Here is a 21,521-nt window from a genome sequence, read left to right as displayed (position 1 = left end):
ATATCGCAGCCCCTCACCCTAACCCTCCCGAAACGTCGGACCGCCCGGAGGGAGAGGGGACTGACCGAGGTGTTTTCTGGAGATACATCGACCTGAGATATCGAGTCGGACTCCGGTTTTGAAAAGCATAGAGATCGGCTCCCTCTCCCTCCGGGAGAGGGCTGGGGTGAGGGGAAAGATGTCCCTGACACCCCAAGTCTGTAAGCCCAATGAATTCGAGGATTTTGAAATGTCCACAATGTTACGTCCGGCCCTGAGCCTGCTGGTGTTGATGACCCTGGTCACCGGCGTTGCCTATCCACTGGTCGTCACCGGCGTCGCACAGGTCGCCTTTCCCGAGCAGGCCAACGGCAGCTTGGTGCGCGATGCCGAAGGCAAGGTGCGCGGCTCGTCGCTGATCGCGCAGGATTTTGTCGGCGATGCCTGGTTCCATCCACGTCCTTCAGCCGGTGCCTTTGCCACCGTTTCGAGCAGCGCGAGCAACCTGGCGCCGAGCAATCCGGCGCTGGCCACTCGAGTGATCGATGACGCCAACAAGCTGCTGGTGCCCGGGCAAGGGCCCGTGCCGCTGGCGCTGCTGACTACGTCCGGCAGCGGTCTCGATCCGCACTTGCCACCGGCCGCGATTGCCTATCAACTGGCGCGTGTCGCGGCAGCGCGTAATGTGCCGGTGGCGACCTTGCAGCAGTTGCTCGACGCGCATATCGAACAGCCACTGGTGGGCCCGCCGGTGGTAAATGTGCTGGCGTTGAACATGGCGCTGGAAAAGCTGTAATGAATCCTTCAGGAAGAGATCTTCAAGCATGAGTGACTCCGGCCGCGCCGACGCGCTGTTAGCAGAACTGCCCCGCGACGGACGCGGCCGGCTCAAGGTTTTTCTTGGCGCGGCGCCGGGCGTGGGCAAGACCTACGCGATGTTGCAGGCAGCTCACAGCCAACTGCGTCAGGGCGTGAAAGTCATTGCAGGCGTGGTCGAAACCCACGGCCGCGCCGAAACCGAAGCGCTGCTCGGCGGCTTGCCGCAACTGCCGCTGGTGCGATCGGAATACCGTGGCGTGACGCTCGAAGAAATGGACCTCGACGGCCTTCTCGCCGCCAAACCGAAGCTTGTGCTGGTGGATGAACTCGCCCACAGCAACGCCCCCGGCAGTCGCCATGCCAAACGCTGGCAGGATATTCAGGAACTGCTCGCCGCCGGCATCGACGTCTACACCACGGTCAACGTCCAGCACCTGGAAAGTCTCAACGATCAGGTGCGCGGCATCACCGGTGTGCAGGTGCGCGAAACCCTGCCGGACTGGGTGCTGCAGGAAGCCTACGAACTGCTGCTGATCGACCTGCCGCCCCGGGAATTGCTCGAGCGCTTGCGCGAAGGCAAGGTCTACGTGCCGGAGCAGGCCCGGGCCGCGATCGATGCGTTTTTCACCCAGACCAATCTCACCGCGTTGCGGGAACTGGCGATGCAGACTGCGGCGGCGCAGGTCGACAACGATCTGGCACAGGGCTACCGCAAGCTCGGTCAAGCTGCGCCGGCAGTACGCGGACGCTTGCTGGTCGGCGTCGATGGCAATGCCGATGCCGAACGTCTGGTGCGTCACGCCAGCCGTGTCGCCCAGCGTCGGCATTTGCCGTGGAGCCTGGTGCACGTCGACAACGGCAGTGTGCGCGATGAGCAATCGCGGCTGCGCCTGCAAAGCGCCCAGCAACTGGCCGAACGGCTTGGCGGGGAAGTGGTGCTGTTGCGGGCCGGAGAGGTGGCGAAGACCCTGATCCAGCATGCCACCGAGCGCCGGGCCAGTCTGGTGCTGGTCGGCCAGTCGCGCCCGAGTCTGCGACGGCGCCTGTTCGGTGGTGGTCTGGCGGCGCGTTTGCTGCGTCAGTCCCACGGACTGGAAATCAACGTGCTGGACAGCGATCACGAACAGCATCCACCGCGCCTGCGGACGGCGCCAACGCTGGTGTGGTTCGACTATGCACTGGCGCTGGTGGCCACGGTGTTGGCCAGTGCGCTGGCGTGGGCGGTGTCCAGCGTATTGCCGCTGCCGAACATTTCGCTGGTGTTCCTCGCGGCGGTGTTGCTGGTGGCGGTGCGCAGCAGCCTGGGACCTGCGCTGGCCTGTGCGGCGCTGTCGTTCCTGACTTACGACTTTCTGTTCATCCCGCCGAATTTTTCCTTCGCCATCCAGCGTGAAGAAGACGTACTGACTTTGCTGTTCTTCCTGTTGATGGCAGCGCTCACCGGCAATCTGGCGGCGCGTCAGCGGCGGCAATTGCAGGCGTTGCGCGATACCCAGGAAGAGACCACCGAGTTGCTCGACCTGTCGCGCAAACTCACTGCAGCCACCGACCGTCAGGCCGTGGTCAGTGCCGCCGCGCAGCACCTCAATGGCTGGAGCGATCTGCAATTGTGCCTGCTCAATCGTGATGGGCAGGGCGGCTGGAAAGTCGAAACCGGCGGGCCGTTGCAGTTCACTGAATCCGAACGCGCCGCTGCCGACTGGGCCTGGCAACACGACCAACCGGCGGGCATGGGTACCGGCACGTTGCCATTCGGGCGCTGGTGGTGGTGGCCGCTGTCGGTGGAAGACGGGCCGCTGGCACTGCTTGGGGTGTGTGCCAAAGAAGGTCAGACATTGAGCGGCCAGCGTCGTCGCTTGCTGACCGCGCTGAGCCAGCCGCTGGCGCAGGCACTGGCCCGTGCGCAACTGGCCGATGACCTGGAGGCCGCGCGTCTGCATGGCGAAACCGAGCAACTGCGCAGCGCCTTGCTGGCCTCGGTGTCTCACGATCTGCGCACGCCGCTGACCTCGATGCGCGGCAGCATCGACAGCCTGCTGGCACTCGGCGAAGCGATCCCGCTGGAGGATCGTCGTGAATTGCTCGAAGGCACTCGCGATGAGGCCGAGCGTCTGGACCGTTACATCCAGAACCTGCTGGACATGACCCGACTCGGCCACGGCGCCCTGAAACTGGCGCGGGACTGGGTATCGCCGGCGGACATCGTCGGCAGTGCGCTCAATCGTCTGCGCGCCGTGCTGTCGTCGTTGCAAGTCAGCACCGATGTGCCGGCCGAGTTGCCGCTGTTGTACGTGCATGCCGCGTTGATCGAGCAGGCGCTGGTGAACGTGCTGGAAAACGCCGCGCGGTTTTCGCCGTCCCATGGCCGTCTGCAATTGCGTGCCGGAGCGGATGACAGCGAAGTGTTTTTCTCGGTGAGCGATGAAGGGCCGGGGATTCCGGTCGATGAGCGGGCGAAGATTTTCGACATGTTCTACACCGCTGCCCGGGGTGATCGTGGTGGTCAGGGCACGGGCCTGGGGCTGGCAATCTGTCAGGGCATGGTCGGCGCCCATGGCGGGCGGATCAGTGTCGGTGACGGCATCGACGGACGCGGCACCTGCATCACTCTGCACCTGCCCTTGCAGACGCAACCGGGGATGGACGGTGAAGCCTGAATCCGCCTGCGCTACTCTCTTGCCAATCTTTTGTATTGATGTGAACCCATGAGCCAGACCGCGACCATTTTGGTTATCGACGATGAACCGCAGATCCGCAAGTTCCTGCGTATCAGCCTCGCCTCACAAGGCTACAAAGTGCTGGAGGCCGGCACCGGAGCCGAGGGCCTGGCCCAGGCGGCGCTGAACAAACCCGATCTGCTGGTGCTCGACCTCGGCCTGCCGGACATGGATGGCCAGCAAGTGCTGCGCGAGTTTCGCGAGTGGGCCACGGCGCCGGTGCTGGTCCTGTCGGTGCGCGCCAGCGAAGGACAGAAAGTCCAGGCGCTGGATGGCGGCGCCAATGACTACGTGACCAAACCGTTTGGCATTCAGGAGTTTCTCGCTCGGGTCCGTGCATTGTTGCGCCAGGCCCCGGTCGGAGAGGCGCAACAAGCGGCGCTGGCCTTCGGCCCGCTGACGGTGGATCTCGCCTATCGCCGAGTGCTGCTCGACGGCGTCGAAGTGGCCCTGACCCGCAAGGAATACGCTGTGCTGGCGCAACTGGCGCGGCATCCGGGGCGGGTGATCACCCAGCAGCAATTGCTCAAGGACATCTGGGGCCCGACTCACACCGAGGACAGCCACTACCTGCGGATCGTGGTCGGCCATCTGCGACAGAAACTGGCGGACGATCCGACCCGGCCCCGGTTTATCGTGACCGAGGCGGGCGTCGGTTATCGCTTGTTGAGCGAGAGCAGCCTTTAGTTCTGTTCGCTCTCGTAGCGATCCAGCGTATCCCGGGCAATCTCGCGACCCAGCGCGATCAGCTCCGGCGCCTTGTAGAACTCGAAGAACCGGCAGACGCGTTTCGGCACGTTGATCAGGATGTCCGGCGGATACCCGGCGATCTTGTACTGGGCCAGCGAGGTCTGCATCACCTCGAAACTCTGGTTGATCAGGTCGAGCAATGACGCCGGCCCGACATTATCGATGATGAACGAACCGGTGGCGGATTTCGGCGCGCCATCGTGTTCAGGGGCGGCGGCCGGTTGCTGGGCTTGCGGCTCGGCGCCTTCGACCCACGGATTGATGTCTGCGGCTTCGGCGCGCAGCGCTTCCTGTTCCAATAACAGAAGTTGCTCGGCCTGTTTGCGGCGGAACGGCATCTTCGAGCCCAGTGAACTGATCAGGCTGTCAAAGCGCGTACGGAACGCGGCGGGGCGCTGGATCACCGGCAATTTGTAATGGCGCTGGTTGGTCGAGTTGAGATTGACCGCGATGATCAGATCGCAGTGGCTCGACACCACCGGCACGATCGGCAACGGATTGAGAATGCCGCCGTCCACCAGCATCCGGTTGCCCTGCATCACTGGCGTGAACAGGCTGGGAATCGCGGCCGAGGCGCGCATCGCCTGGTGCAGGCAGCCTTCCTGAAACCAGATTTCCTGCTGGTTGGTAAGGTCGGCGGCGACCGCCGTGTAAGGGATGCGCAGCTCTTCGATATTGATTTCGCCGACGATCTTGCGGATCTGGCCAAAGACCTTTTCGCCACGGATCGCCCCGAGGCGAAAACTCACGTCCACCAGTCGCAACACATCGAGGTAATCCAGGCTTTCGATCCAGCGTCGGTACTCGTCCAGCTTCCCTGCGGCGTAGATTCCGCCGACCACTGCGCCCATCGAACAACCGGCGATGCAGGCAATGTCGTAACCCCGCCGTTCGAGCTCTTCGATGACCCCGATATGGGCATAGCCCCGGGCGCCACCGGAACCCAGTACCAGTGCGACACGCTTTTTCATCAGACTTCCTCCCCCGACAGGTTTCCACAATGCACCCATCGAGGGCCGGGCTACAATCGCCGGGGTCGTTCGGGGCGGCACTGGCGTCGTTTTTTCGATACTTCTTGACCCGCTGGCGTTATCTTTTGCCGTGCGTTGGATTCATGGGGCACAAGGCACTTTTTCACCGCCCCAACGTCTTAATTGCACGACTGTTGACCTATCTTTGAGGTGTAAGTGATGAAAGCCTGGATCTGTGTGCCCTTGATTGCCCTGGCATTGGCCGGTTGCGCCGGCAAGACCGCCTACCGCGACAGCTGCGGCAGCCAGCTCGATGCGGCGTGGCATGAGCTGGATCTGGCCAAGGCCGAGGGTTTTGCCGGTACGGTGAGCTACTCCAAGGCCCTGTCGTTGCTGACGGCGGCCAAGACCCAGCAGCAATTCGAAGGCTTCGAGGGTTGCAGCAAAAAAGCCGAGAAAGCGCGTTTCTACATTCGCGAATCCCGCGCCGGACGCTAAGCTGCTGACTTAGCGCAACGGCGGATCAGCCACACCGGTGCACCCTCATGCAATGGGATTGAAGTCAGGAGCAAGCGATGTCTGCGTTGGTTGACCGGTTGGTGGCTCATGTCCTGAGCCTGGAGGTCAGGCTGCTGGCCTGTCAGGCACGTCTGACCGCACGTACCGACCCGGAGGCGCTGCACGATCTGCGGACCACGGTGCGTCGCTTGCGCAGTCTGCTGAGGCCGCTGCGTGGCTTGCCTGGCGTCGAGCAACTGGAAGACGCGGCGGCCGCGGTGGGGCAACTGACCACGCCGTGGCGTGACCGCGAGGTGCTGGCGGCCTGGCTGACCGAACATGGCCAGCCTGAGGCCGCGCAGCGGCGCATGGCGCAGATGGCCGAGGCCTATCCGGCATTGGCGGCCAGTGCGCAGGTGGCCTCGCTGCTGATGATCCTCGATGCGTTTCCACGTTTCCTGCGCGCGTCCCAGCGTCAGGGCTTGCTCGATGACCTGGACAAGCGCATCGAAAAGCGTCTGGGCAAGCAATGGAAGAACCTCGACGTGGCGCTGCACGATCCGGCACACGATCGTCATCGTCTGCGCCTGTTGATCAAACGGGTGCGCTACGGGATCGAAGCCTACCCCGAGCTTGATCGTCTGCCGAAGGTCGCGTTGCCACGTCTGAAGTCCGCACAAGGCGCACTGGGTGACTGGCACGATTGCTGGCAATGGCTGGCGAAGGCCGAACAGGAAGCGGATCTGCAACCCTGCGTCGCCACCTGGCAGGCGACCATGGTCGAGGCCGAAATCAAGGCTGACCGGGTGCTGGAAAAACTCAGCACGACTTGTTTTAAAAAGTCCTGAAACGCACTTCAAAACCTGTAGAAGCCAGCAGTCTGACTTCCACAGGTTTTTTATTGTGTCTTAAACCGGCGCAAGGCCTATCTGTCAGCCTGTTTGACCGGAATGGACGCTGCGCCGCTCTGCCGCGCTGGTTAAGATCCGGTCATTCCCTTTTTCGTGTCCGAGGTTCCCATGCGCTTTTGCGATCTGATCGATGCAGTCCGTCGTCAACCGGAGGTCGTCATTCCGGCCGAGTGGGGCCAGGGGCGCGCCAGCTTCGGCGGGCTGGTGGCGGCGTTGCAATACGAATTGATGCGAGCGCGGGTGCCGTCGGAGCGTCCGGTGCGTTCGCTGGCAATCACCTTCGTCGGTCCGGTCGAGCCCGAAGTGCCGGTGAGCTTTGAGGTGCAAATCCTGCGCGAAGGCAAAGCGGTGATTCAGGTGCTGGGGCGCGCCGTACAGAACGGTCAGGTGGTGACGATGGTGCAAGGCAGCTTCGGTGCTTCACGTCCGTCGGAAGTGGCCGTTGAAGCATACCCGGCGCCGGAGATGAAACACTGGGACGACTGCCAGGAGCTGCCGTACATCAAAGGTGTGACCCCGGAATTCATGCGTCATCTGGCGATGCGCTGGAGTGTCGGCGGCATGCCATTCACCGGCATTCAATCACGGTTGATGGGCGGCTGGGTGCGCTTGCGTGGGGATGTGAAAGAGGAACCGGTCAACGAAGCGCATCTGCTGGCGCTGGTCGATGCCTGGCCGCCTGCGCTGTTGCCGTATCTGAAGAAGCCGGCGCCGGGCAGCACGCTGACCTGGACCATCGAATTCGTTCAGCCGTTACGGGCGCTGAGCACGCTGGATTGGTGCCAATATCTGGCGGACATCGAGTACGCCGCCGACGGTTATGGTCATGTTGCCGCCAAACTGTGGAGCGCCGAGGGCGAACTGATCGCCATGAGCCGGCAGACGGTGACGATCTTCGCCTGACTCAATGACGGCGGTGGCGTTCACGCCAGGCACGATACCAGCCGCCGCTGAGCAGAAAGCGCGGGAAGGTCAGAAACTGCTCGACCAGCAGACGCGAAACGGCGTCCATGCGATCACTGAACGGCTCGGAGGCTTGCGCCTCCAGACGGTGGCCGTGACGCTGCAGACCCAGCGCTGCGACAATCCCGATCACGCCGATGGCCACGCTCGCCAGGCTCAGGCTGAACACCCCCGAGACGATCACCAGAAACGCAACGATGAACAGCGGTACGGCAATCAGATGCAGCACCAGATTGGTCGGATGCTGGTGATTATTCGGGTAGGCGCGCCATTGCCAGGCGGGAAGGTTGGGGTGACGTTTGCCCATGTTGCTGCTCCTCATTCCATGTTTGGTTCATGGTTGAAGAATAGGCCCGGGCAGGGAGGGCGGCGAATCAAGGTTGGCTATTGCCGCGATAGGCGTCATCGCCGGATTCGATGTTCCCGGCCTGACGCCATCGCCAGCAGTCCCTCAAAGTTTAAGCTGACCAATTGCCTTGTTGAGTTCGCCGGCCAGCGTCGCCAGCTCATTGCTGGTGGTCGCTGAGTCCACCGTCTGCTGCACGGTGTTCTCGGTCACGTCGCGAATGCTCACCACCGCGCGGTTCATCTCTTCGGCAACCTGACTCTGCTGTTCTGCCGCCACCGCAATCTGCGTGTTGCTCTCGCGCATCTGCGCCACCGCGCCGGTGATTTCTGCCAGCGCTTCACCGGCCTCCTGGGCCTGCTGCACGCAATCGTCAGCCTTGTACGAACTCTCCTGCATGAAGTCCACCGCATCGCGGGTCCCGGCCTGCAGCGCCGACACCATGGTGGTGATTTCGTCGGTGGACGTCTGCACGCGTTTGGCGAGGTTGCGCACTTCATCGGCGACCACCGCGAACCCGCGGCCCATTTCCCCGGCGCGCGCTGCTTCGATGGCTGCATTGAGGGCCAGCAGATTGGTCTGCTCGGCGATGCTGTGGATCACGCTGACCACGCCGTTGATCTTCTGGCTGTCTTCGGCCAGGCGCTGGATCATCTCGGCAGTCTGCTGTACGCCGCTGGACAGGCCGGCGATCGAATGCTGGACGCGGGTGACCACTTGTTGGCCGCTGCCGGCCAGGCCGTCGGCAGTCTGCGACAGATCGCGAGTGGCACCAGCGTGCTGGGCGATGTGGTAGACGGTGGCGGTCATTTCGTTGATCGCCGTGGCGGCCTGATCGGTTTCACTTTGCTGGCCAAGCATGCCGTGACGCACCTCGTTCATGCTCGATGCCAGCCGTGCCGCGCCGACGTCCAGTTGTCGTGCAGTGTTGGCCACGGTAGTGACCACGCGCTGGTAGCCGGCCTGCATCGCGTTGAAGGCATTGGCCATCTGCCCGACTTCGTCTTTGCAGGCCAGTGGCACCCGGGCGGAAAGATCGCCGGTTTTTTCGACGTGCAGCATTACGTCCTTGAGCGTGTTGAGCTGGCTGAGCAAGAAGCGGATCAGCAACTGCGAGGCACCGAGCATCGCCAGCATCAGGATGAACACCGCTACCGCGTAGTTGGCGAACCGTTCGCTGAACACTTGACTGAGGCTGGGGGCGTAGGCGATCACGGCGACCTGCTGGCCATCGGCACGGCTGAATACCTCGGCGCCGAGCAGCGGGTTTTCGCCGAAAAACGGCAAGTGACTGATGTCGATCCAGCCGTTGCTGTCGGTGATTTCCAGCAGCGGTTGATCGTTGAGGCGAGGCGCTTCACCGCGTTTGAACGTCAGCACCTGATCACTCTTGGGCAGGGCCTGACCTGCGGGCCAGGCTTTGAGCAATTGCGCTTGCGCCTGTGCCGACGCCTGTGCGGCGTGGCTGCGTGCCTGCTGTTCGAGCTGCACCGCGTACAGCACTAACAGCAAGGTGGTGACGAAGGCGACCGCGTTGACCGCCCAGAATTTGTATTTCAGCGAGATATTGCTAAGCCAGGCACCCATGGAGGTCTTCTCTGATAGCGGAAACAGTTTTGGCAAGGTGCCATTATTGTGCCGCTACGCAGGTGCCCGGATCTTGATGTGCATCAACAAGTAATGAGTTCCCGGCTCAGGGCAGGGCAGGCAAACCGTAGAACGCCCGGGCGCAACCGGTGGTGTGGCTCGCCAGATCTTCCTCGGTCTCACCTCGATGCAGCGCCACTTCACGCAACACTTCGGTTAAATAGGCCGGCTCGTTTCGTCCGTTCTTCGGCTTCGGTCGTAGTGTGCGCGGCAGCAGATACGGTGCATCGCTTTCCAGCATCAGACGCCCGCGTTTGATCTCCTTCACCAACGGATGCAAATGGGTGCCGCGACGCTCGTCGCAGATCCAGCCGGTGATGCCGATGTGCAGATCCAGGTCGAGGTAACTGAACAACGCTTTCTGCTCGCCGGTGAAACAATGCACTACGGCGGCCGGCAACTGGTCGCGAAAGTCACGGAGAATCTCCAGCAGACGCGGGCTCGCGTCGCGCTCATGGAGGAACACCGGCAGTTGCAGCTCCACGGCCAGGGCCAGATGTTCTTCGAGGACTTTTTCCTGTTGCGGTCGTGGCGAGAAATCACGGTTGAAATCCAGCCCGCATTCGCCCACCGCCACCACGTTCGATTCCTTCAGCAGACTGCGCAGACGCCGTGCGCTGTCGGCGTTCCAGTCACTGGCCGAATGCGGGTGAATGCCGGCGGTGGCGAACAGTCGCTGGCCGTCCGCATCCAGTTGCTGGCACAACTCCAGCGCCTGTTCGCTTCCCTCGATGCTGGTGCCGGTCAGCACCAGTTGGCAGACCCCGGCAGCGTAGGCGCGATCGAGCACGACCTGATGTTTGTCGGCGAAACTGGGGTTGGTCAGGTTGACGCCGATATCGATGAGTTGCATGGTGCTACCTCGGGCCGAAGGCCGGAAAGCATATCAGAGCTGTAGATTTATCAGAAAAGCCAAGAACTACAACGGCTTATGACTGTCTGTTGAGGCCGCGAGGCAACACGGGTTGGCAGAATTGCCATCACTGTGCCAGTCTCTCGCACTTTATCAGCGCTCCTGGCGCTCTGTTTTCGTCGGTGTTTTGCGACCGTTCAGCGGTGAAAACGCCCCGTATTCTTTCCGGAGAGTGGATGGTTCGTCCCTCGGTTTTGCTCCTGCTGTGTGGTTCGCTGCTGCTGCCGATGACGGCGGTTGCGCGCTTGCCCGGGCCGCTGCAAGCCGTGCCGGCTGCCAAGGTTCGCGACCTGACCGAGATCCGCAGCAGCCGTGTGTTGCGGGTGCTCGTCAATCAGAGCCGCAACAGCTCCGGCGAAGTCCAGGGCCAGACCATTGGCGTCGAATATCACCGTTTGCGCGCCTTCGAGCAGTACCTCAATGGCCATGCCCGCGACGGTCAGGAAATCACCCTCAAGATCATTCCCAAAGCCAAGGATCAATTGCTCGGCGCGCTACAGCGTGGCGAGGGCGATCTGGTGGCGCCGGGCGAATTGCTCGATCTGCAACCGGGCCATGCGGTCGCCAGCAGCGAACCGATCGCCAGTAATGTGCCGCTGGTGCTGGTCGGCATCAAGGGCGAGAAGCGCTACACCAAAGTCGAGCAGCTGGCCGGCAAAACCCTGGCACTGCCCACCGGCAGTGCGGCGGGGGAGGCGGTCAGTCAACTCAACCAGAAACTGGCGCTGCACAAACTGGCGCCAATCAAGATCGAATGGGTCGATCCTACGCTGGCCGTCGAGGACGTGCTGGAGATGGTCCAGGGCGGCATCTTCCACCTGACCATCGTCGAGCAACCGATTGCCGAGCGCTGGGGCAAGATCCTGCCGAAGTTGCGTGTTGACCGGCAGTTGATGATCAGCGAGCCGGGCGAGGAGTACTGGTTCGTGCGGCGAGATGCTTCGATGCTGCGAGCGAGCATCGACCGTTTCCTGACCGGCTACAAGACGCCGTCGAACGAAGACGCAGCGTTTCTGCGGATCTACCGTCGCCTCTATCAAGTCCACTATCCATTGGCCAAGGCTGACCGCCAGCGTCTGGAAAAACTGCGTCCAACCCTGCAAAAGCATGCCGAAGCGCAGAACATGGACTGGCTCAATCTGGCCGCGCTGGCGTTCAAGGAATCGGCGTTGCAACCCGCTGCGCGCAGCGGTGGCGGGCCTACCGGGCTGATGCAGATCACGCCGTCCGCCGCGCAGCGGGTCGGCGTCAATAACATCCAGAATCTCGATGCGAATGTGCAGGCCGGGGCCAAGTATCTGGCGATGATCCGCCGCAAGTTCTTCAACAGTCCGAAGCTCAATGAGCGCGAGCGCATGGCGTTTACCCTGGCCGCCTACAACATCGGCCCGGAGCGCGTGCAGGGCATGCGCGCCGAGGCCCGGCGTCGTGGTCTGAACCCTAATCAGTGGTTCTTCCAGGTCGAGCGCATTGCCATGGAGCAGGTCGGGATGGGCGCCGTCAGCTATGTTAATAGTGTGAACAAGTATTACTTGGCGTTCGACCGGGAGCGGGAGTCGTTGGAGCCCGGGGGACAGAAAGTTGTCTCACGCAAATGATCTAATAAATTGATTGTTATGGCGGAATATTTGCGCTTTTAACATAAATTTAACTGATTAATATGGCGACCAACCAACAAGCCCTTCTGACAACAAGGAAACGCAACATGAGCTCTCTGATCAACAAAGTCCTGTTCACCCGCGCCGGCTACGGTCTGACCATTCTGCGCATTGCTGTCGGCGTGATCTTCGCCGCCCACGGCTCGCAGAAACTCTTCGGTCTGTTCGGTGGCTACGGCCTGGCCGGCACCGCGCAATACATGGAAAGCATCGGTCTGACGCCTGGTTATCTGATGGCGACCCTGGCAGGCGGCACTGAGTTTTTCGCTGGTCTGGCGCTGATCATCGGTCTGCTGGTACGGCCGGCGGCACTGGGTCTGACCTTCCTGTCGCTGGTGGCCATCTTCACCGTGCACATCAGCAACGGTCTGTTCATGGCCAACAACGGTTATGAGTTCGCCCTGGCCCTGCTCGGTGGCAGCCTTGCGGTGCTGATCGAAGGTGCCGGCAAGCTTTCGGTGGATCGCGCCATCGCCGGCTGACCGCTCTGGCTCAAGCAAAAGGCCCGCATTGTGCGGGCCTTTTTTGTTGTGGCTGATTCTTGACACTGGCCGGTCACGTTCTCTAGGATGCCGCTCATGCGCCGATTTAAACAGCTACTTGCGGGGCGCCAGGTGACTATTCTTCAGTTGCCGTCAGAAGCCGGAACAGGGCTTCGAAATACCGCTAAAGCGCTGGTTCGGTGTTGCCTCTCACCTGCCATGCAGACTTTTGAGGCAGAGACACGACACGATGAATGCACTTCGCCCTCCAGCACGCCCCGCGCCAATCACGGCACATGTCACTCAGCGCAACCCAAAAATCCTGCTTGGCGGTAAACATCAGCCGACGCTGTTGCGTTATCTCGATGGCTGGCCACGTCGCAGCGGCGGTCCTGCCGCATTCCTGATCCAGTTTGTCGAAGACGGCGAGTCGCTGGCGCGTTTTGCCAATGACAGTTTCGACCTCGCAGTGATCCAGTCGCCCAGCGCTGAAGACGCTCCGGAAATGATCCGTCAACTGACCCGCGTTGCCCGCCAGGGTCTGATTGCACGGCGTTGAGCGTCAGGGATAGTCGATTGCCACGATGTAAACGAATTGCTCGCCGGTTGGCGTCTGGACCCGTACTTCGGCGTCCAGCGCCTTGCCGATCAGGGCGCGGGCCAGCGGTGAGTCGATGCTGATCAGGCCCAGTTTCAGGTCCAGTTCGTCCGGGCCGACGATGCGGTAGCGCGACTGTTTGCCGTCCTCATCCTCGATGGTCACCCAGGCGCCGAAGTAGACTTTGTTCGGATCGCTCGGTTTTTCGCTGACGACTTTCAACGCCTCCAGTCGCTTGGTGAGAAAGCGCACGCGGCTGTCGATCTCGCGCAGCATCTTTTTGCCGTAGGTGTACTCGGCATTTTCCGACCGATCGCCCTGAGCCGCGGCTTCGCTGACCGATTGCGTCACCTGCGGACGGCGTACGTGCCACAACTCATGGAATTCGGCGCGCATCCGCGCTTCACCTTCGGGGGTGATCAGCGCGGTGCCGGCAGTGCGGGGAGGGCGATAACGGCTCATGGCTACTTCTTGTGGTATTGAGGGCTGGAGTCTATCAACCCTCGCGCAGCACTGTCAGCGGGCTCGCGTTCAGTGCCCGACGGGTGCCGAATACGCCGGCGCCACCGATCAGCGCCGCGCCGATCAACGGCAACAACAGCAACCAAGGGTGCGGGTGCCAGGGCAGGTCGAACGCAAAGCGATACAACACCAGACTCACCACTTCCGAACCGAGGGCCGCCAGCAACCCGCTGACTGCGCCCAGCAGGCCGAACTCGATCCTCCGCGCCTTGACCAGCAACTGCCGTTCCGCCCCCAGCGCACGCAACAGCGCGCCCTGACGGATGCGTTCATCCAGCGTCGCCTGCAACCCGGAAAACAGCACCGCCATTCCGGCCGCCAACACAAACAACAATACGTACTCCACCGCCAGGGTGACCTGGGCGAGGATGCTGCGCAGCTGTTCGAGCAAGGCTTCGACCTGCAGGATGGTCACCGCCGGGAATGCTCGCGACAACTCGACGATCTGCTGGTCGTGACCGGGCGCCAGATAGAAGCTGGTCAGGTAGGTCGCCGGCAGATCCTTCAGGGTGCCGGGCTGGAAGATCATGAAGAAGTTTGGTTGGAAGTTGTCCCAGTTGATCTCCCGCAGGCTGGTGACTTTCGCTTCGCGGTTCACTCCGCCAACGGTAAACACCAGGTGATCGCCAAGTTTGAGCTTGAGGCTTTCGGCGACCTTACCCTCCACCGACACACCCGGAACCTCGTCCGAGGGTTGCCCGCTCCACCACGAACCTGCGGTGATCTTGTTGCCCGCCGGCAAGTCGGCAGCCCAGGTCAGGCTCAGGTCGCGCTGGATCGCCCGATCGCCGGCCGAATCCTTGCTGACGATTTGCTGCACTGCTTCACCGTTGATGCTGATCAGCCGTCCCGGCACCACCGGATACAACGGCGCGGCCTGGGCCGAGACATTGATCAGGTGATCGGTGAAGGCCTGTTTGTCCGCCGGCAGGATGTTCAGGGCGAAATAGTTCGGAGCATTCTTCGGCAACTGGTTTTGCCAGGTGTCGAGCAGTTCGCCGCGCAGCAAAGCGATCAGTGCCATGGACAGCAGGATCAGACCGAATGCCAGGGACTGTCCTGCTGCTGCGAGCGGATGACGCAGCAACTGACCCAGGCCGAGGCGCCATGGCAGCGAGGCGCGAGCCAGCAGGCGACGCAGGCTGTTGAGCAGTAGCAACAGCAAACCACCGAGCACCAGGGCGGCGACCACACCACCGCCGAGCAAAGCAAAGGTCAGCAGCAGATCCAGGCTCAGGCGCCACATGATCAATCCGAGTGCACCGAGTGCAGCGCCGTAGACCATCCAGGTGCTCGACGGAATCGGCAGCATGTCCCGGCGCAAAACCCGTAGCGGCGGCACGCGGCCCAGCGCAGCGAGCGGTGGCAGGGCGAAACCGGCCAGTGCCACGAGTCCGGTGCCGATCCCCGCCAGCGCCGGCAGCAAGCCACCCGGCGGTACGTCGGTCGGTAACAGATCATGCAGCAGCGCGAACAAACCCAATTGAGCAAGCCAGCCAAGCAGGGCACCGCCGAGGCTGGCAAGCAGACCCAGTACCGCCAGTTGCAGGCTGAACAGCACCATGGTTTCCCGGCGTGACAGTCCCAGGCAACGGAGCAGGGCGCTGGCATCGAAACGACGGCTGGCGAAGCGGTTTGCCGACAGCGCCACGGCCACACCGGCCAACAGCACGGCGACCAGACTGGCCATGTTCAGATAGCGCTCGGCCTTGCCCAAGGCGCCACCGATCTGCCGGTTGCCGTCCCGGGCATCCTGAATCCGCTGGTTGGCGGCAAGTCCCGGCTTGATCAGTTGGCGATAGGTTTCCAGCGCTTTGGGTTCGCCGCGCCACAGCTCGCGATAGCTCACCCGGCTGCCGGGCTGGACGACGCCGGTCGCGGCGAGGTCGTCGAGGTTGATCAGCACGCGTGGCGTCAGGCTGTAAAAGTTGCCGGCGCGATCCGGTTCGTAAGTCAGCACTCGCGTCAGTTTCAACGTTTTCATGCCGACGTCGATGCTGTCGCCGATCTTCAGGTCCAGTGCGGTGAGCAGGCGCGATTCGACCCAGGCTTCGCCCGGCTGCGGTTCGCCACCGGCTTCTTCGGCAGCGAAAGGGGAGGGGGCGCTTTTCAGCTCGCCGCGCAGCGGATAGGCACGGTCGACGGCCTTGATGCTCGATAACTGAATGCCGTTGTCGGTGGCGATGACGCTGGAGAATTCGACGATCTGCGCGTGGTCGAGGCGCAGATCGGTACCGCTCCTGATTTGTTCCGGTCGCGCCGGTGAACTGCCTTCGAGTACCAGATCCGCGCCGAGAAACTCGGTGGCGCGCAACGTCATTGCGCCATTCAGGCGGGCGCCGAAGTAGCCGATGGCGGTACTTGCCGCCACGGCCACCAGCAAGGCGAAGAACAACACCCGCAACTCCCCGGCGCGGGCATCGCGCAGGAGCTGGCGCAGGGCAAGGCTGAACAGGCGCAACAGCGGCAGACGTGCCATCAAGGCTCCAGGGGGGCGACCAGCAGGCCGGCTTCAAGTCGGATCAGGCGCCGGCACCGATGGGCCAGGCGTTCGTCGTGGGTCACCAGCACCAGCGTGGTGCCGCGTTCCTTGTTCAGTTCGAACAGCAAGTCGCTGATGCGCTCGCCGGTATGGCTGTCAAGGTTGCCGGTGGGCTCGTCGGCGAACAGTACATCCGGCTCGGCGGCAAAAGCCCGGGCAATCGCCACCCGTTGTTGCTCGCCGCCGGACAGCTGGCGCGGCGAGTGGGTCAGGCGCTGGCCGAGGCCGACCCGTTGCAGCAATTCGGTGGCGCGACCGCGAGCGTCTTTACGGCCGTCGAGCTCCAGCGGCAGCATGACGTTTTCCAGGGCATTGAGGCTGTCGAGCAGCTGGAAGGATTGAAAGACAAAACCCACGTGTTCGGCACGGATGCGCGCGCGCTGGTCTTCGTCGAGATTGCTCAGGGACTGGCCGGCGAGAACAACTTCGCCGCCGCTCGGCAGATCGAGGCCGGCAAGCAGGCCGAGCAGGGTGGATTTTCCGGAGCCGGACGCGCCGACGATGGCCAGGCTGTCGCCCTTGTTCAGTTCCAGGCTGAGTTCGTGCAGGATGGTCAGTTCACCTTCCGCGCTGGGAACCACTTTGCTAAGGTTCTTCGCGGTGAGAATGCTTGCGCCCATGGAGAATCCGATGCGTGTGTGGTTTTTGAGTGCTGGCCTGGCCTTGATGTGCATGGCCCAGAACGCAGCGGCGGGTACAGTCCTGATCGTTGGCGATAGTATCAGCGCCGGTTTCGGGCTGGATACCCGGTTGGGGTGGGTGTCGCTGCTCGAGCAGCGGCTCAAGGCCGAAGGTTTTGACGATAAAGTGGTCAACGCCTCCATCAGCGGCGACACCAGTGCCGGAGGCCAGGCGCGGCTGCCGGCGCTGCTTGCAGAGCACAAGCCGGAGCTCGTGATCCTCGAACTGGGCGGTAATGACGGCCTGCGCGGAATGCCTCCAACGCAATTGCAACAAAATCTTGCGTCGATGATCGACAGCTCCCGTGAACAGGGGGCCAAGGTGCTATTGCTCGGCATGCAGTTGCCACCCAACTACGGCAAGCGCTACACCGATGCCTTTGCCCGGGTTTACGGCAAGCTCGCCGAGGAGAAGAAAATCCCGCTGGTGCCGTTTTTCCTCGAAGGCGTGGGCGGGCATCCGGACTTGATGCAGGCCGACGGTCTGCACCCGGCAGCCGGGGCTCAGGGCAAGTTGCTGGAAAATGTCTGGCCGACGCTAAAACCGCTGCTATGAGGCTTTTCTAGCGGCAGGCTTTCGGCTAATGTGGCGCCCCCCTAAATGGAGCCCCCGATGTCGCGTTCTGCCTGGTCCCTGTTTGCCTACCAACTGATCGAGCCTGACGAACAGCTGGATCTGTTCGCCTGCCAGGAAGTGCGGGTGCATCTGGTGACCCGTCAACTGGAGCTCGGTGGCTCGGCGGACCGAACCCTGTGCGGCAGTCTGCTGCCGGCGCAACCGCGCTGGTCGAGTGTGGATCGCCGGGTGTTCCAGGATCAGCGCCTGTGCTCGCTGTGCCGGGCGATCCTCGAATCGCAGAAGCGTGGGACGTCGCCGATCTGGCCTGAGCTGCGTTTCGAACTGTAGGTCCACCCGTTTCCAGTTGGCGGCAGGTCGAACATGAAGAGTTCTGTCTGCCCATCGGCGGATCTCCCCGAATTCCCGAGGCGCGGTGTACAATCGCGCTCCTATACCCTTGTCGATCTGCGAAGGATTCTCCGGATGTTGCCGCGTTTTCCTGCCGTCACCCGCTGCCTGTCTCTTGCCGCCCTGTGTGTGGCCGGTCCCGTTGCCGCATTGGAGTTTCCCCTGCCACCGCCTGGCGAAGACATCATCGGCCAGGTGCAGGTGATCAAGGCCAAGTACGAAGATACTTTTGCCGATCTGGGCACCACCTACGATCTGGGCTATTCGGAGATGGTCGCGGCCAACCCGGGCGTCGATGCCTGGTTGCCGGGCGCCGGCACTGAAGTGGTCCTGCCGACCCGCTTCATCCTGCCGCCGGGCCCGCGCGAAGGCATTGTGATCAACCTGGCCGAGTATCGCCTCTACTACTTCCCGAAAGGCAAGAACGTGGTGTACACCTTCCCGCTGGGTATCGGTCGTGAAGGCTGGGGTTCACCGATCGCCCACACCACGATCACCGCCAAAACGCCGAATCCGACCTGGACGCCGCCAGCCTCGATCAAGGCCGAGCACGCCGCCGATGGCGATCCGTTGCCGAACGTGGTGCCGGCCGGTCCGGACAACCCGCTGGGGCCGTTCAAGTTCACCCTGGGCACACCGGGCTACCTGATTCACGGTTCGAACAAGAAATTCGGCATCGGCATGCGCACCAGTCACGGCTGCTTCCGCATGTTCAACAATAACGTGCTGGAAATGGCCGGCATGGTGCCGGTGGGGACTTCGGTACGGATCATCAACGATGCGTACAAGTTCGGTCGCAGCGGCGGCAAGGTCTATCTGGAGGCGCACACACCGATCGACGACAAAGGCAACCCGTCGGTGGTCGACAAGCACACTGCCGTGATCAACGCGATGCTCAAGCGTGAAGACATCACCAACAACCTGCGCATGAACTGGGACGTGGTGCGTGATGTGGTCGCAGCCGAAGATGGACTGCCAACCGAAATCGGCACGCCCAATACCTCGGCGCCGATCGTGTCGAGCGCACCGATCGACCTGCAGCAGTAAGCTGAAAGACAAACCCGCCGACGCTTGCGTGTCGGCGGGTTTTTTATTGCATGAAGAAAATTTCAGGCAAAAAAAAGCCGACCCGAAAAACGGGTCGGCTTGATAACAATCCCGAAGGACTATTACTTGCGGCTAGCTTTGTCCAGCATGCGCAGAGCACGCTCGTTAGCTTCGTCAGCAGTCTGTTGTGCTTTTTGAGCAGCAGCCAGAGCTTCATCAGCTTTACGGTAAGCTTCGTCTGCACGAGCCTGGGAGCGAGCAGCTGCGTCTTCAGTAGCGGTCAGACGTGCTTCGGTTTCTTTCGATGCGCTGCTGCAACCGGTAGCCAGAACTGCGGCCAGAGCCAGAGCAGAGAATTTCAGAACGTTGTTCATCGTGTTCCCCTTCAAGGACTTTCAATTAAGTGGCTGTCTCCTCCGATTGAGGAAATAGCCGGCGTACATACTACCCATTACTTGTAGTAAGTAAACTGACGTAAGGCAAGAAGCAAAAAAAATTGTAGGCGTTGATTCTTTTTCGAGCAACTTTTAGCGGTGCTGTATAAAAAATACTCAGCTGTAAGGCCCACCGTGAGCGAGTTATTGAGAAAAAGTTCCCGTTGTCGGCTGCTGTTTTGCCGATCTTGGCTAAAGGACGTGTATATGGATTCGTCCACACTTTTGTTGCGATTTTGCGTGGCGGCTCGCATATCTTTGTCCATGTTCAGGTGACTTTAAAAAAGGCGGCACGTCTTAAGTCTCAACATCCGGCGATGTTCAGCCTTACGGTGCGGGAGAAGCTTCTTCCGAGCCGGCCCTGAGTCCACCGGAGCCGCCCCGCCAATCAGCCTGATGACGAGTGTGCCTTGAGCATTTTCGCCATTGGTGCCTACTATTTGATACGTGCTCGTCTTGCGCGAGATCGGTGCGGTTGTTCTCGGTGTCCATCAGGCACGGGGTGGCGTAGATGTTCCTTCGCCGGGAAAACATCGGTAAGGTAGGGGTCAGAATTCGAGACCCGCGAGGAGAAGTGATGAGCGAGGCGTTGTCCATCCACCATGACCAGGCTGGTCATCAGTTCGAGACCAATGTGGACGGTCATCGTGCCTACCTGACCTATATGGATCTGGGGAAACAGACCCTGGATATCTACCGCACCTTTGTGCCCAACGCACTGCGTGGCCGAGGCATCGCGGCAGCCCTGACCGAACGGGCGCTGCAGTACGCCGACGAGATGGGTTACACGGTCATTCCTTCGTGCTCCTACGTGGAGCGCTACATGGAGCGGCATCAGCGGCGCACCGCGAAGATCTGATTGGCCTCACATCACACACAAAAACGCCGGGCAATGCCCGGCGTTTTTATGCCTGCGAAAACGCGATCAGCTGCGCTGACGTTTCGGCAGAACATCCTTGAGCTTGGCGTGCATGCTGCGCAAGGTGTTCTCGGTGGCCGACCAGTCGATGCAGGCATCGGTGATCGACACGCCGTATTGCAGGTCGGCGAGGTCTTTCGGGATCGCCTGGCAGCCCCAGTTCAGGTGACTCTCGACCATCAGGCCGATGATCGACTGGTTGCCTTCGAGGATCTGGTTGGCGACGTTCTCCATCACCAGCGGTTGCAGGGCCGGATCCTTGTTGGAGTTGGCGTGGCTGCAGTCGACCATGATGTTCGGCTTGATCTTCGCCTTGTTCAGCGCCTGTTCGCACAGGGCGACGCTGACCGAGTCGTAGTTCGGCTTGCCATTACCGCCGCGCAGCACCACGTGACCGTAGGCGTTGCCTTTGGTGGTGACGATCGACACACCACCTTCCTGGTTGATCCCCAGGAAACGGTGCGGGCTGGAAACCGACTGCAAGGCGTTGATCGCCACGGTCAGGCCGCCGTCGGTGCCGTTCTTGAAGCCGACGGCCGAAGACAGGCCGGAAGCCATTTCGCGGTGGGTCTGGGATTCGGTGGTGCGGGCGCCGATGGCCGACCAGCTGATCAGATCCTGCAGATACTGCGGGGAGATCGGATCGAGGGCTTCGGTCGCCGTCGGCAGGCCTTTCTCGGCCAGGTCCAGCAACAACTGGCGACCGATGTGCAGACCGTCCTGGATCTTGAACGAGTCGTCCAGATACGGGTCGTTGATCAGGCCCTTCCAGCCGACGGTGGTGCGCGGTTTTTCGAAATACACGCGCATGACCAGGTACAGGGTGTCCGAAACTTCCGCCGCCAGCACTTTCAGGCGATCGGCGTATTCGTGGGCAGCCTTGATGTCGTGAATCGAGCAGGGGCCGATCACCACGAACAGACGATGGTCGGTGCCATCGAGAATGTTGCGGATGACTTCGCGACCCTTGGTGACGGTGCGCAGGGCAGCGTCGCTCAGAGGGATATCACGCTTGAGCTGATCGGGAGTGATCAGGGTCTCGTTGGAGGCGACGTTTAGGTCGTTGATCGGTAAATCAGCCATCGTTTACTCGTCAGGTCACGGATGCCGGCCGCCAGCGATCCCCGCGCGGCGGAGCACAGCAGATTTAAGCGCGTC

The 21,521-nt window shown here is 61.8% G+C and carries 22 protein-coding genes; 13 read left to right on the top strand and 9 right to left on the bottom strand.

Translation table 11 applies throughout. From position 1 onward, the window contains the following. Nucleotides 1-229 precede the first annotated feature (229 nt). Genes kdpC through NE357_RS20205 form a run of 3 tightly spaced genes read left to right on the top strand, consistent with a single transcriptional unit; the run spans nucleotide 230 to nucleotide 4,202 of the window. Nucleotides 230-775: a potassium-transporting ATPase subunit KdpC gene (kdpC, locus tag NE357_RS20215; protein ID WP_169431346.1), complete on the top strand. Its 546-nt coding sequence runs from the start codon at nucleotides 230-232 to the stop codon at nucleotides 773-775. Between the two features lie 28 nt (nucleotides 776-803). Beyond that, complete coding sequence (locus tag NE357_RS20210; protein ID WP_169431345.1) at nucleotides 804-3,455, top strand: sensor histidine kinase; 2,652 nt, start codon at nucleotides 804-806, stop codon at nucleotides 3,453-3,455. A 48-nt stretch (nucleotides 3,456-3,503) separates the two neighbouring features. Beyond that, a complete protein-coding gene (locus NE357_RS20205) occupies nucleotides 3,504-4,202 on the top strand; it encodes a response regulator (protein ID WP_169431344.1) in 699 nt (232 codons plus the stop codon). Here NE357_RS20205 and NE357_RS20200 read toward each other — a convergent pair. Beyond that, the gene (locus tag NE357_RS20200; RefSeq protein ID WP_169431343.1) at nucleotides 4,199-5,236 is read right to left on the bottom strand and encodes a patatin-like phospholipase family protein; all 1,038 of its coding nucleotides are present in this window, start codon (nucleotides 5,234-5,236) and stop codon (nucleotides 4,199-4,201) included. The two genes, NE357_RS20205 and NE357_RS20200, sit on opposite strands and share 4 nt — an antisense overlap. A 219-nt stretch (nucleotides 5,237-5,455) precedes the next feature. Between NE357_RS20200 and NE357_RS20195 the strand changes: the two genes are divergently transcribed. The 3 genes from NE357_RS20195 (at nucleotide 5,456) to NE357_RS20185 (ending at nucleotide 7,548) form a co-directional block, all read left to right on the top strand. Beyond that, entirely contained in the window at nucleotides 5,456-5,734 is a 279-nt protein-coding gene (locus NE357_RS20195) for a hypothetical protein (RefSeq protein ID WP_041069470.1), read from the top strand. 77 nt (nucleotides 5,735-5,811) lie between these two features. Beyond that, on the top strand, nucleotides 5,812-6,582 hold the full coding sequence (locus NE357_RS20190) for a CHAD domain-containing protein (protein ID WP_169431342.1): 771 nt from the start codon (nucleotides 5,812-5,814) through the stop codon (nucleotides 6,580-6,582). Nucleotides 6,583-6,753: 171 nt separating this feature from the next. Continuing rightward, nucleotides 6,754-7,548: an acyl-CoA thioesterase gene (locus NE357_RS20185; RefSeq protein ID WP_169431341.1), complete on the top strand. Its 795-nt coding sequence runs from the start codon at nucleotides 6,754-6,756 to the stop codon at nucleotides 7,546-7,548. A 1-nt stretch (nucleotide 7,549) separates the two neighbouring features. Here the strand turns inward: NE357_RS20185 and NE357_RS20180 are convergent, their stop codons facing one another. The 3 genes from NE357_RS20180 to NE357_RS20170 all read right to left on the bottom strand — a co-directional run bounded on the left by NE357_RS20180 (nucleotide 7,550) and on the right by NE357_RS20170 (nucleotide 10,454). Beyond that, nucleotides 7,550-7,915 carry an Mpo1-like protein gene (locus tag NE357_RS20180; RefSeq protein WP_169431340.1) on the bottom strand — a complete coding sequence of 122 codons (366 nt, stop codon included), beginning with the start codon at nucleotides 7,913-7,915 and terminating at the stop codon, nucleotides 7,550-7,552. A gap of 144 nt (nucleotides 7,916-8,059) precedes the next feature. Continuing rightward, nucleotides 8,060-9,541, bottom strand: coding sequence for a methyl-accepting chemotaxis protein (locus tag NE357_RS20175; RefSeq protein ID WP_169431339.1), 1,482 nt, complete (start codon nucleotides 9,539-9,541; stop codon nucleotides 8,060-8,062). 106 nt (nucleotides 9,542-9,647) lie between these two features. Then, nucleotides 9,648-10,454 carry a TatD family hydrolase gene (locus NE357_RS20170; protein WP_169431338.1) on the bottom strand — a complete coding sequence of 269 codons (807 nt, stop codon included), beginning with the start codon at nucleotides 10,452-10,454 and terminating at the stop codon, nucleotides 9,648-9,650. Between the two features lie 236 nt (nucleotides 10,455-10,690). Between NE357_RS20170 and NE357_RS20165 the strand changes: the two genes are divergently transcribed. The 3 genes from NE357_RS20165 to NE357_RS20155 all read left to right on the top strand — a co-directional run bounded on the left by NE357_RS20165 (nucleotide 10,691) and on the right by NE357_RS20155 (nucleotide 13,213). Continuing rightward, nucleotides 10,691-12,112: an MltF family protein gene (locus tag NE357_RS20165; protein WP_169431337.1), complete on the top strand. Its 1,422-nt coding sequence runs from the start codon at nucleotides 10,691-10,693 to the stop codon at nucleotides 12,110-12,112. A gap of 107 nt (nucleotides 12,113-12,219) precedes the next feature. Continuing rightward, nucleotides 12,220-12,654 carry a DoxX family protein gene (locus NE357_RS20160; RefSeq protein ID WP_007950955.1) on the top strand — a complete coding sequence of 145 codons (435 nt, stop codon included), beginning with the start codon at nucleotides 12,220-12,222 and terminating at the stop codon, nucleotides 12,652-12,654. 250 nt (nucleotides 12,655-12,904) lie between these two features. Then, nucleotides 12,905-13,213, top strand: a complete 309-nt coding sequence (locus NE357_RS20155) for a class I SAM-dependent methyltransferase (RefSeq protein ID WP_169431336.1) — start codon at nucleotides 12,905-12,907, stop codon at nucleotides 13,211-13,213. Nucleotides 13,214-13,216: 3 nt separating this feature from the next. On the opposite strand, the gene greB is transcribed toward NE357_RS20155, so the two are convergent. The 3 genes from greB to NE357_RS20140 are packed head-to-tail and all read right to left on the bottom strand — an operon-like array spanning nucleotide 13,217 to nucleotide 16,936. Then, nucleotides 13,217-13,714 (bottom strand): transcription elongation factor GreB, encoded by a 498-nt coding sequence (greB, locus tag NE357_RS20150; protein ID WP_003226818.1) that lies wholly within the window; start codon nucleotides 13,712-13,714, stop codon nucleotides 13,217-13,219. 34 nt (nucleotides 13,715-13,748) lie between these two features. Then, nucleotides 13,749-16,253: an ABC transporter permease gene (locus tag NE357_RS20145; protein ID WP_169431335.1), complete on the bottom strand. Its 2,505-nt coding sequence runs from the start codon at nucleotides 16,251-16,253 to the stop codon at nucleotides 13,749-13,751. Then, nucleotides 16,253-16,936 (bottom strand): ABC transporter ATP-binding protein, encoded by a 684-nt coding sequence (locus NE357_RS20140; RefSeq protein ID WP_169431334.1) that lies wholly within the window; start codon nucleotides 16,934-16,936, stop codon nucleotides 16,253-16,255. The genes NE357_RS20145 and NE357_RS20140 overlap by 1 nt, the downstream gene beginning before the upstream one ends. A 10-nt stretch (nucleotides 16,937-16,946) precedes the next feature. Between NE357_RS20140 and NE357_RS20135 the strand changes: the two genes are divergently transcribed. The 3 genes from NE357_RS20135 to NE357_RS20125 all read left to right on the top strand — a co-directional run bounded on the left by NE357_RS20135 (nucleotide 16,947) and on the right by NE357_RS20125 (nucleotide 19,010). After that, nucleotides 16,947-17,552 carry an arylesterase gene (locus NE357_RS20135; RefSeq protein ID WP_169431333.1) on the top strand — a complete coding sequence of 202 codons (606 nt, stop codon included), beginning with the start codon at nucleotides 16,947-16,949 and terminating at the stop codon, nucleotides 17,550-17,552. A 57-nt stretch (nucleotides 17,553-17,609) separates the two neighbouring features. Continuing rightward, nucleotides 17,610-17,903 (top strand): hypothetical protein, encoded by a 294-nt coding sequence (locus tag NE357_RS20130; protein WP_007908575.1) that lies wholly within the window; start codon nucleotides 17,610-17,612, stop codon nucleotides 17,901-17,903. 135 nt (nucleotides 17,904-18,038) lie between these two features. Next, complete coding sequence (locus NE357_RS20125; protein WP_169431332.1) at nucleotides 18,039-19,010, top strand: L,D-transpeptidase family protein; 972 nt, start codon at nucleotides 18,039-18,041, stop codon at nucleotides 19,008-19,010. Nucleotides 19,011-19,132: 122 nt separating this feature from the next. On the opposite strand, the gene oprI is transcribed toward NE357_RS20125, so the two are convergent. Continuing rightward, the gene (gene oprI, locus NE357_RS20120; RefSeq protein ID WP_003199355.1) at nucleotides 19,133-19,384 is read right to left on the bottom strand and encodes an outer membrane lipoprotei OprI; all 252 of its coding nucleotides are present in this window, start codon (nucleotides 19,382-19,384) and stop codon (nucleotides 19,133-19,135) included. 637 nt (nucleotides 19,385-20,021) lie between these two features. Between oprI and NE357_RS20115 the strand changes: the two genes are divergently transcribed. Then, nucleotides 20,022-20,303, top strand: coding sequence for a GNAT family N-acetyltransferase (locus NE357_RS20115; RefSeq protein ID WP_007955658.1), 282 nt, complete (start codon nucleotides 20,022-20,024; stop codon nucleotides 20,301-20,303). A 66-nt stretch (nucleotides 20,304-20,369) separates the two neighbouring features. Here the strand turns inward: NE357_RS20115 and NE357_RS20110 are convergent, their stop codons facing one another. Further along, nucleotides 20,370-21,446 carry a 3-deoxy-7-phosphoheptulonate synthase gene (locus tag NE357_RS20110; protein WP_007908583.1) on the bottom strand — a complete coding sequence of 359 codons (1,077 nt, stop codon included), beginning with the start codon at nucleotides 21,444-21,446 and terminating at the stop codon, nucleotides 20,370-20,372. Nucleotides 21,447-21,521: the final 75 nt, after the last annotated feature.

This window comes from Pseudomonas sp. G7(2022) (assembly GCF_052660475.1).
The sequence above is the reverse complement of the archived record's forward strand: the minus strand, read 5'-3'. Positions and strand labels throughout refer to the sequence as shown.

Bases quoted from the DNA above. Each gene is read 5' to 3' on its own strand.
- kdpC (WP_169431346.1), top strand. From the start codon at position 230: ATGTCCACAATGTTACGTCCGGCCCTGAGCCTGCTGGTGTTGATGACC.
- NE357_RS20210 (WP_169431345.1), top strand. From the start codon at position 804: ATGAGTGACTCCGGCCGCGCCGACGCGCTGTTAGCAGAACTGCCCCGC.
- NE357_RS20205 (WP_169431344.1), top strand. From the start codon at position 3,504: ATGAGCCAGACCGCGACCATTTTGGTTATCGACGATGAACCGCAGATC.
- NE357_RS20200 (WP_169431343.1), bottom strand. From the start codon at position 5,236: ATGAAAAAGCGTGTCGCACTGGTACTGGGTTCCGGTGGCGCCCGGGGC.
- NE357_RS20195 (WP_041069470.1), top strand. From the start codon at position 5,456: ATGAAAGCCTGGATCTGTGTGCCCTTGATTGCCCTGGCATTGGCCGGT.
- NE357_RS20190 (WP_169431342.1), top strand. From the start codon at position 5,812: ATGTCTGCGTTGGTTGACCGGTTGGTGGCTCATGTCCTGAGCCTGGAG.
- NE357_RS20185 (WP_169431341.1), top strand. From the start codon at position 6,754: ATGCGCTTTTGCGATCTGATCGATGCAGTCCGTCGTCAACCGGAGGTC.
- NE357_RS20180 (WP_169431340.1), bottom strand. From the start codon at position 7,915: ATGGGCAAACGTCACCCCAACCTTCCCGCCTGGCAATGGCGCGCCTAC.
- NE357_RS20175 (WP_169431339.1), bottom strand. From the start codon at position 9,541: ATGGGTGCCTGGCTTAGCAATATCTCGCTGAAATACAAATTCTGGGCG.
- NE357_RS20170 (WP_169431338.1), bottom strand. From the start codon at position 10,454: ATGCAACTCATCGATATCGGCGTCAACCTGACCAACCCCAGTTTCGCC.
- NE357_RS20165 (WP_169431337.1), top strand. From the start codon at position 10,691: ATGGTTCGTCCCTCGGTTTTGCTCCTGCTGTGTGGTTCGCTGCTGCTG.
- NE357_RS20160 (WP_007950955.1), top strand. From the start codon at position 12,220: ATGAGCTCTCTGATCAACAAAGTCCTGTTCACCCGCGCCGGCTACGGT.
- NE357_RS20155 (WP_169431336.1), top strand. From the start codon at position 12,905: ATGAATGCACTTCGCCCTCCAGCACGCCCCGCGCCAATCACGGCACAT.
- greB (WP_003226818.1), bottom strand. From the start codon at position 13,714: ATGAGCCGTTATCGCCCTCCCCGCACTGCCGGCACCGCGCTGATCACC.
- NE357_RS20145 (WP_169431335.1), bottom strand. From the start codon at position 16,253: ATGGCACGTCTGCCGCTGTTGCGCCTGTTCAGCCTTGCCCTGCGCCAG.
- NE357_RS20140 (WP_169431334.1), bottom strand. From the start codon at position 16,936: ATGGGCGCAAGCATTCTCACCGCGAAGAACCTTAGCAAAGTGGTTCCC.
- NE357_RS20135 (WP_169431333.1), top strand. From the start codon at position 16,947: ATGCGTGTGTGGTTTTTGAGTGCTGGCCTGGCCTTGATGTGCATGGCC.
- NE357_RS20130 (WP_007908575.1), top strand. From the start codon at position 17,610: ATGTCGCGTTCTGCCTGGTCCCTGTTTGCCTACCAACTGATCGAGCCT.
- NE357_RS20125 (WP_169431332.1), top strand. From the start codon at position 18,039: ATGTTGCCGCGTTTTCCTGCCGTCACCCGCTGCCTGTCTCTTGCCGCC.
- oprI (WP_003199355.1), bottom strand. From the start codon at position 19,384: ATGAACAACGTTCTGAAATTCTCTGCTCTGGCTCTGGCCGCAGTTCTG.
- NE357_RS20115 (WP_007955658.1), top strand. From the start codon at position 20,022: ATGAGCGAGGCGTTGTCCATCCACCATGACCAGGCTGGTCATCAGTTC.
- NE357_RS20110 (WP_007908583.1), bottom strand. From the start codon at position 21,446: ATGGCTGATTTACCGATCAACGACCTAAACGTCGCCTCCAACGAGACC.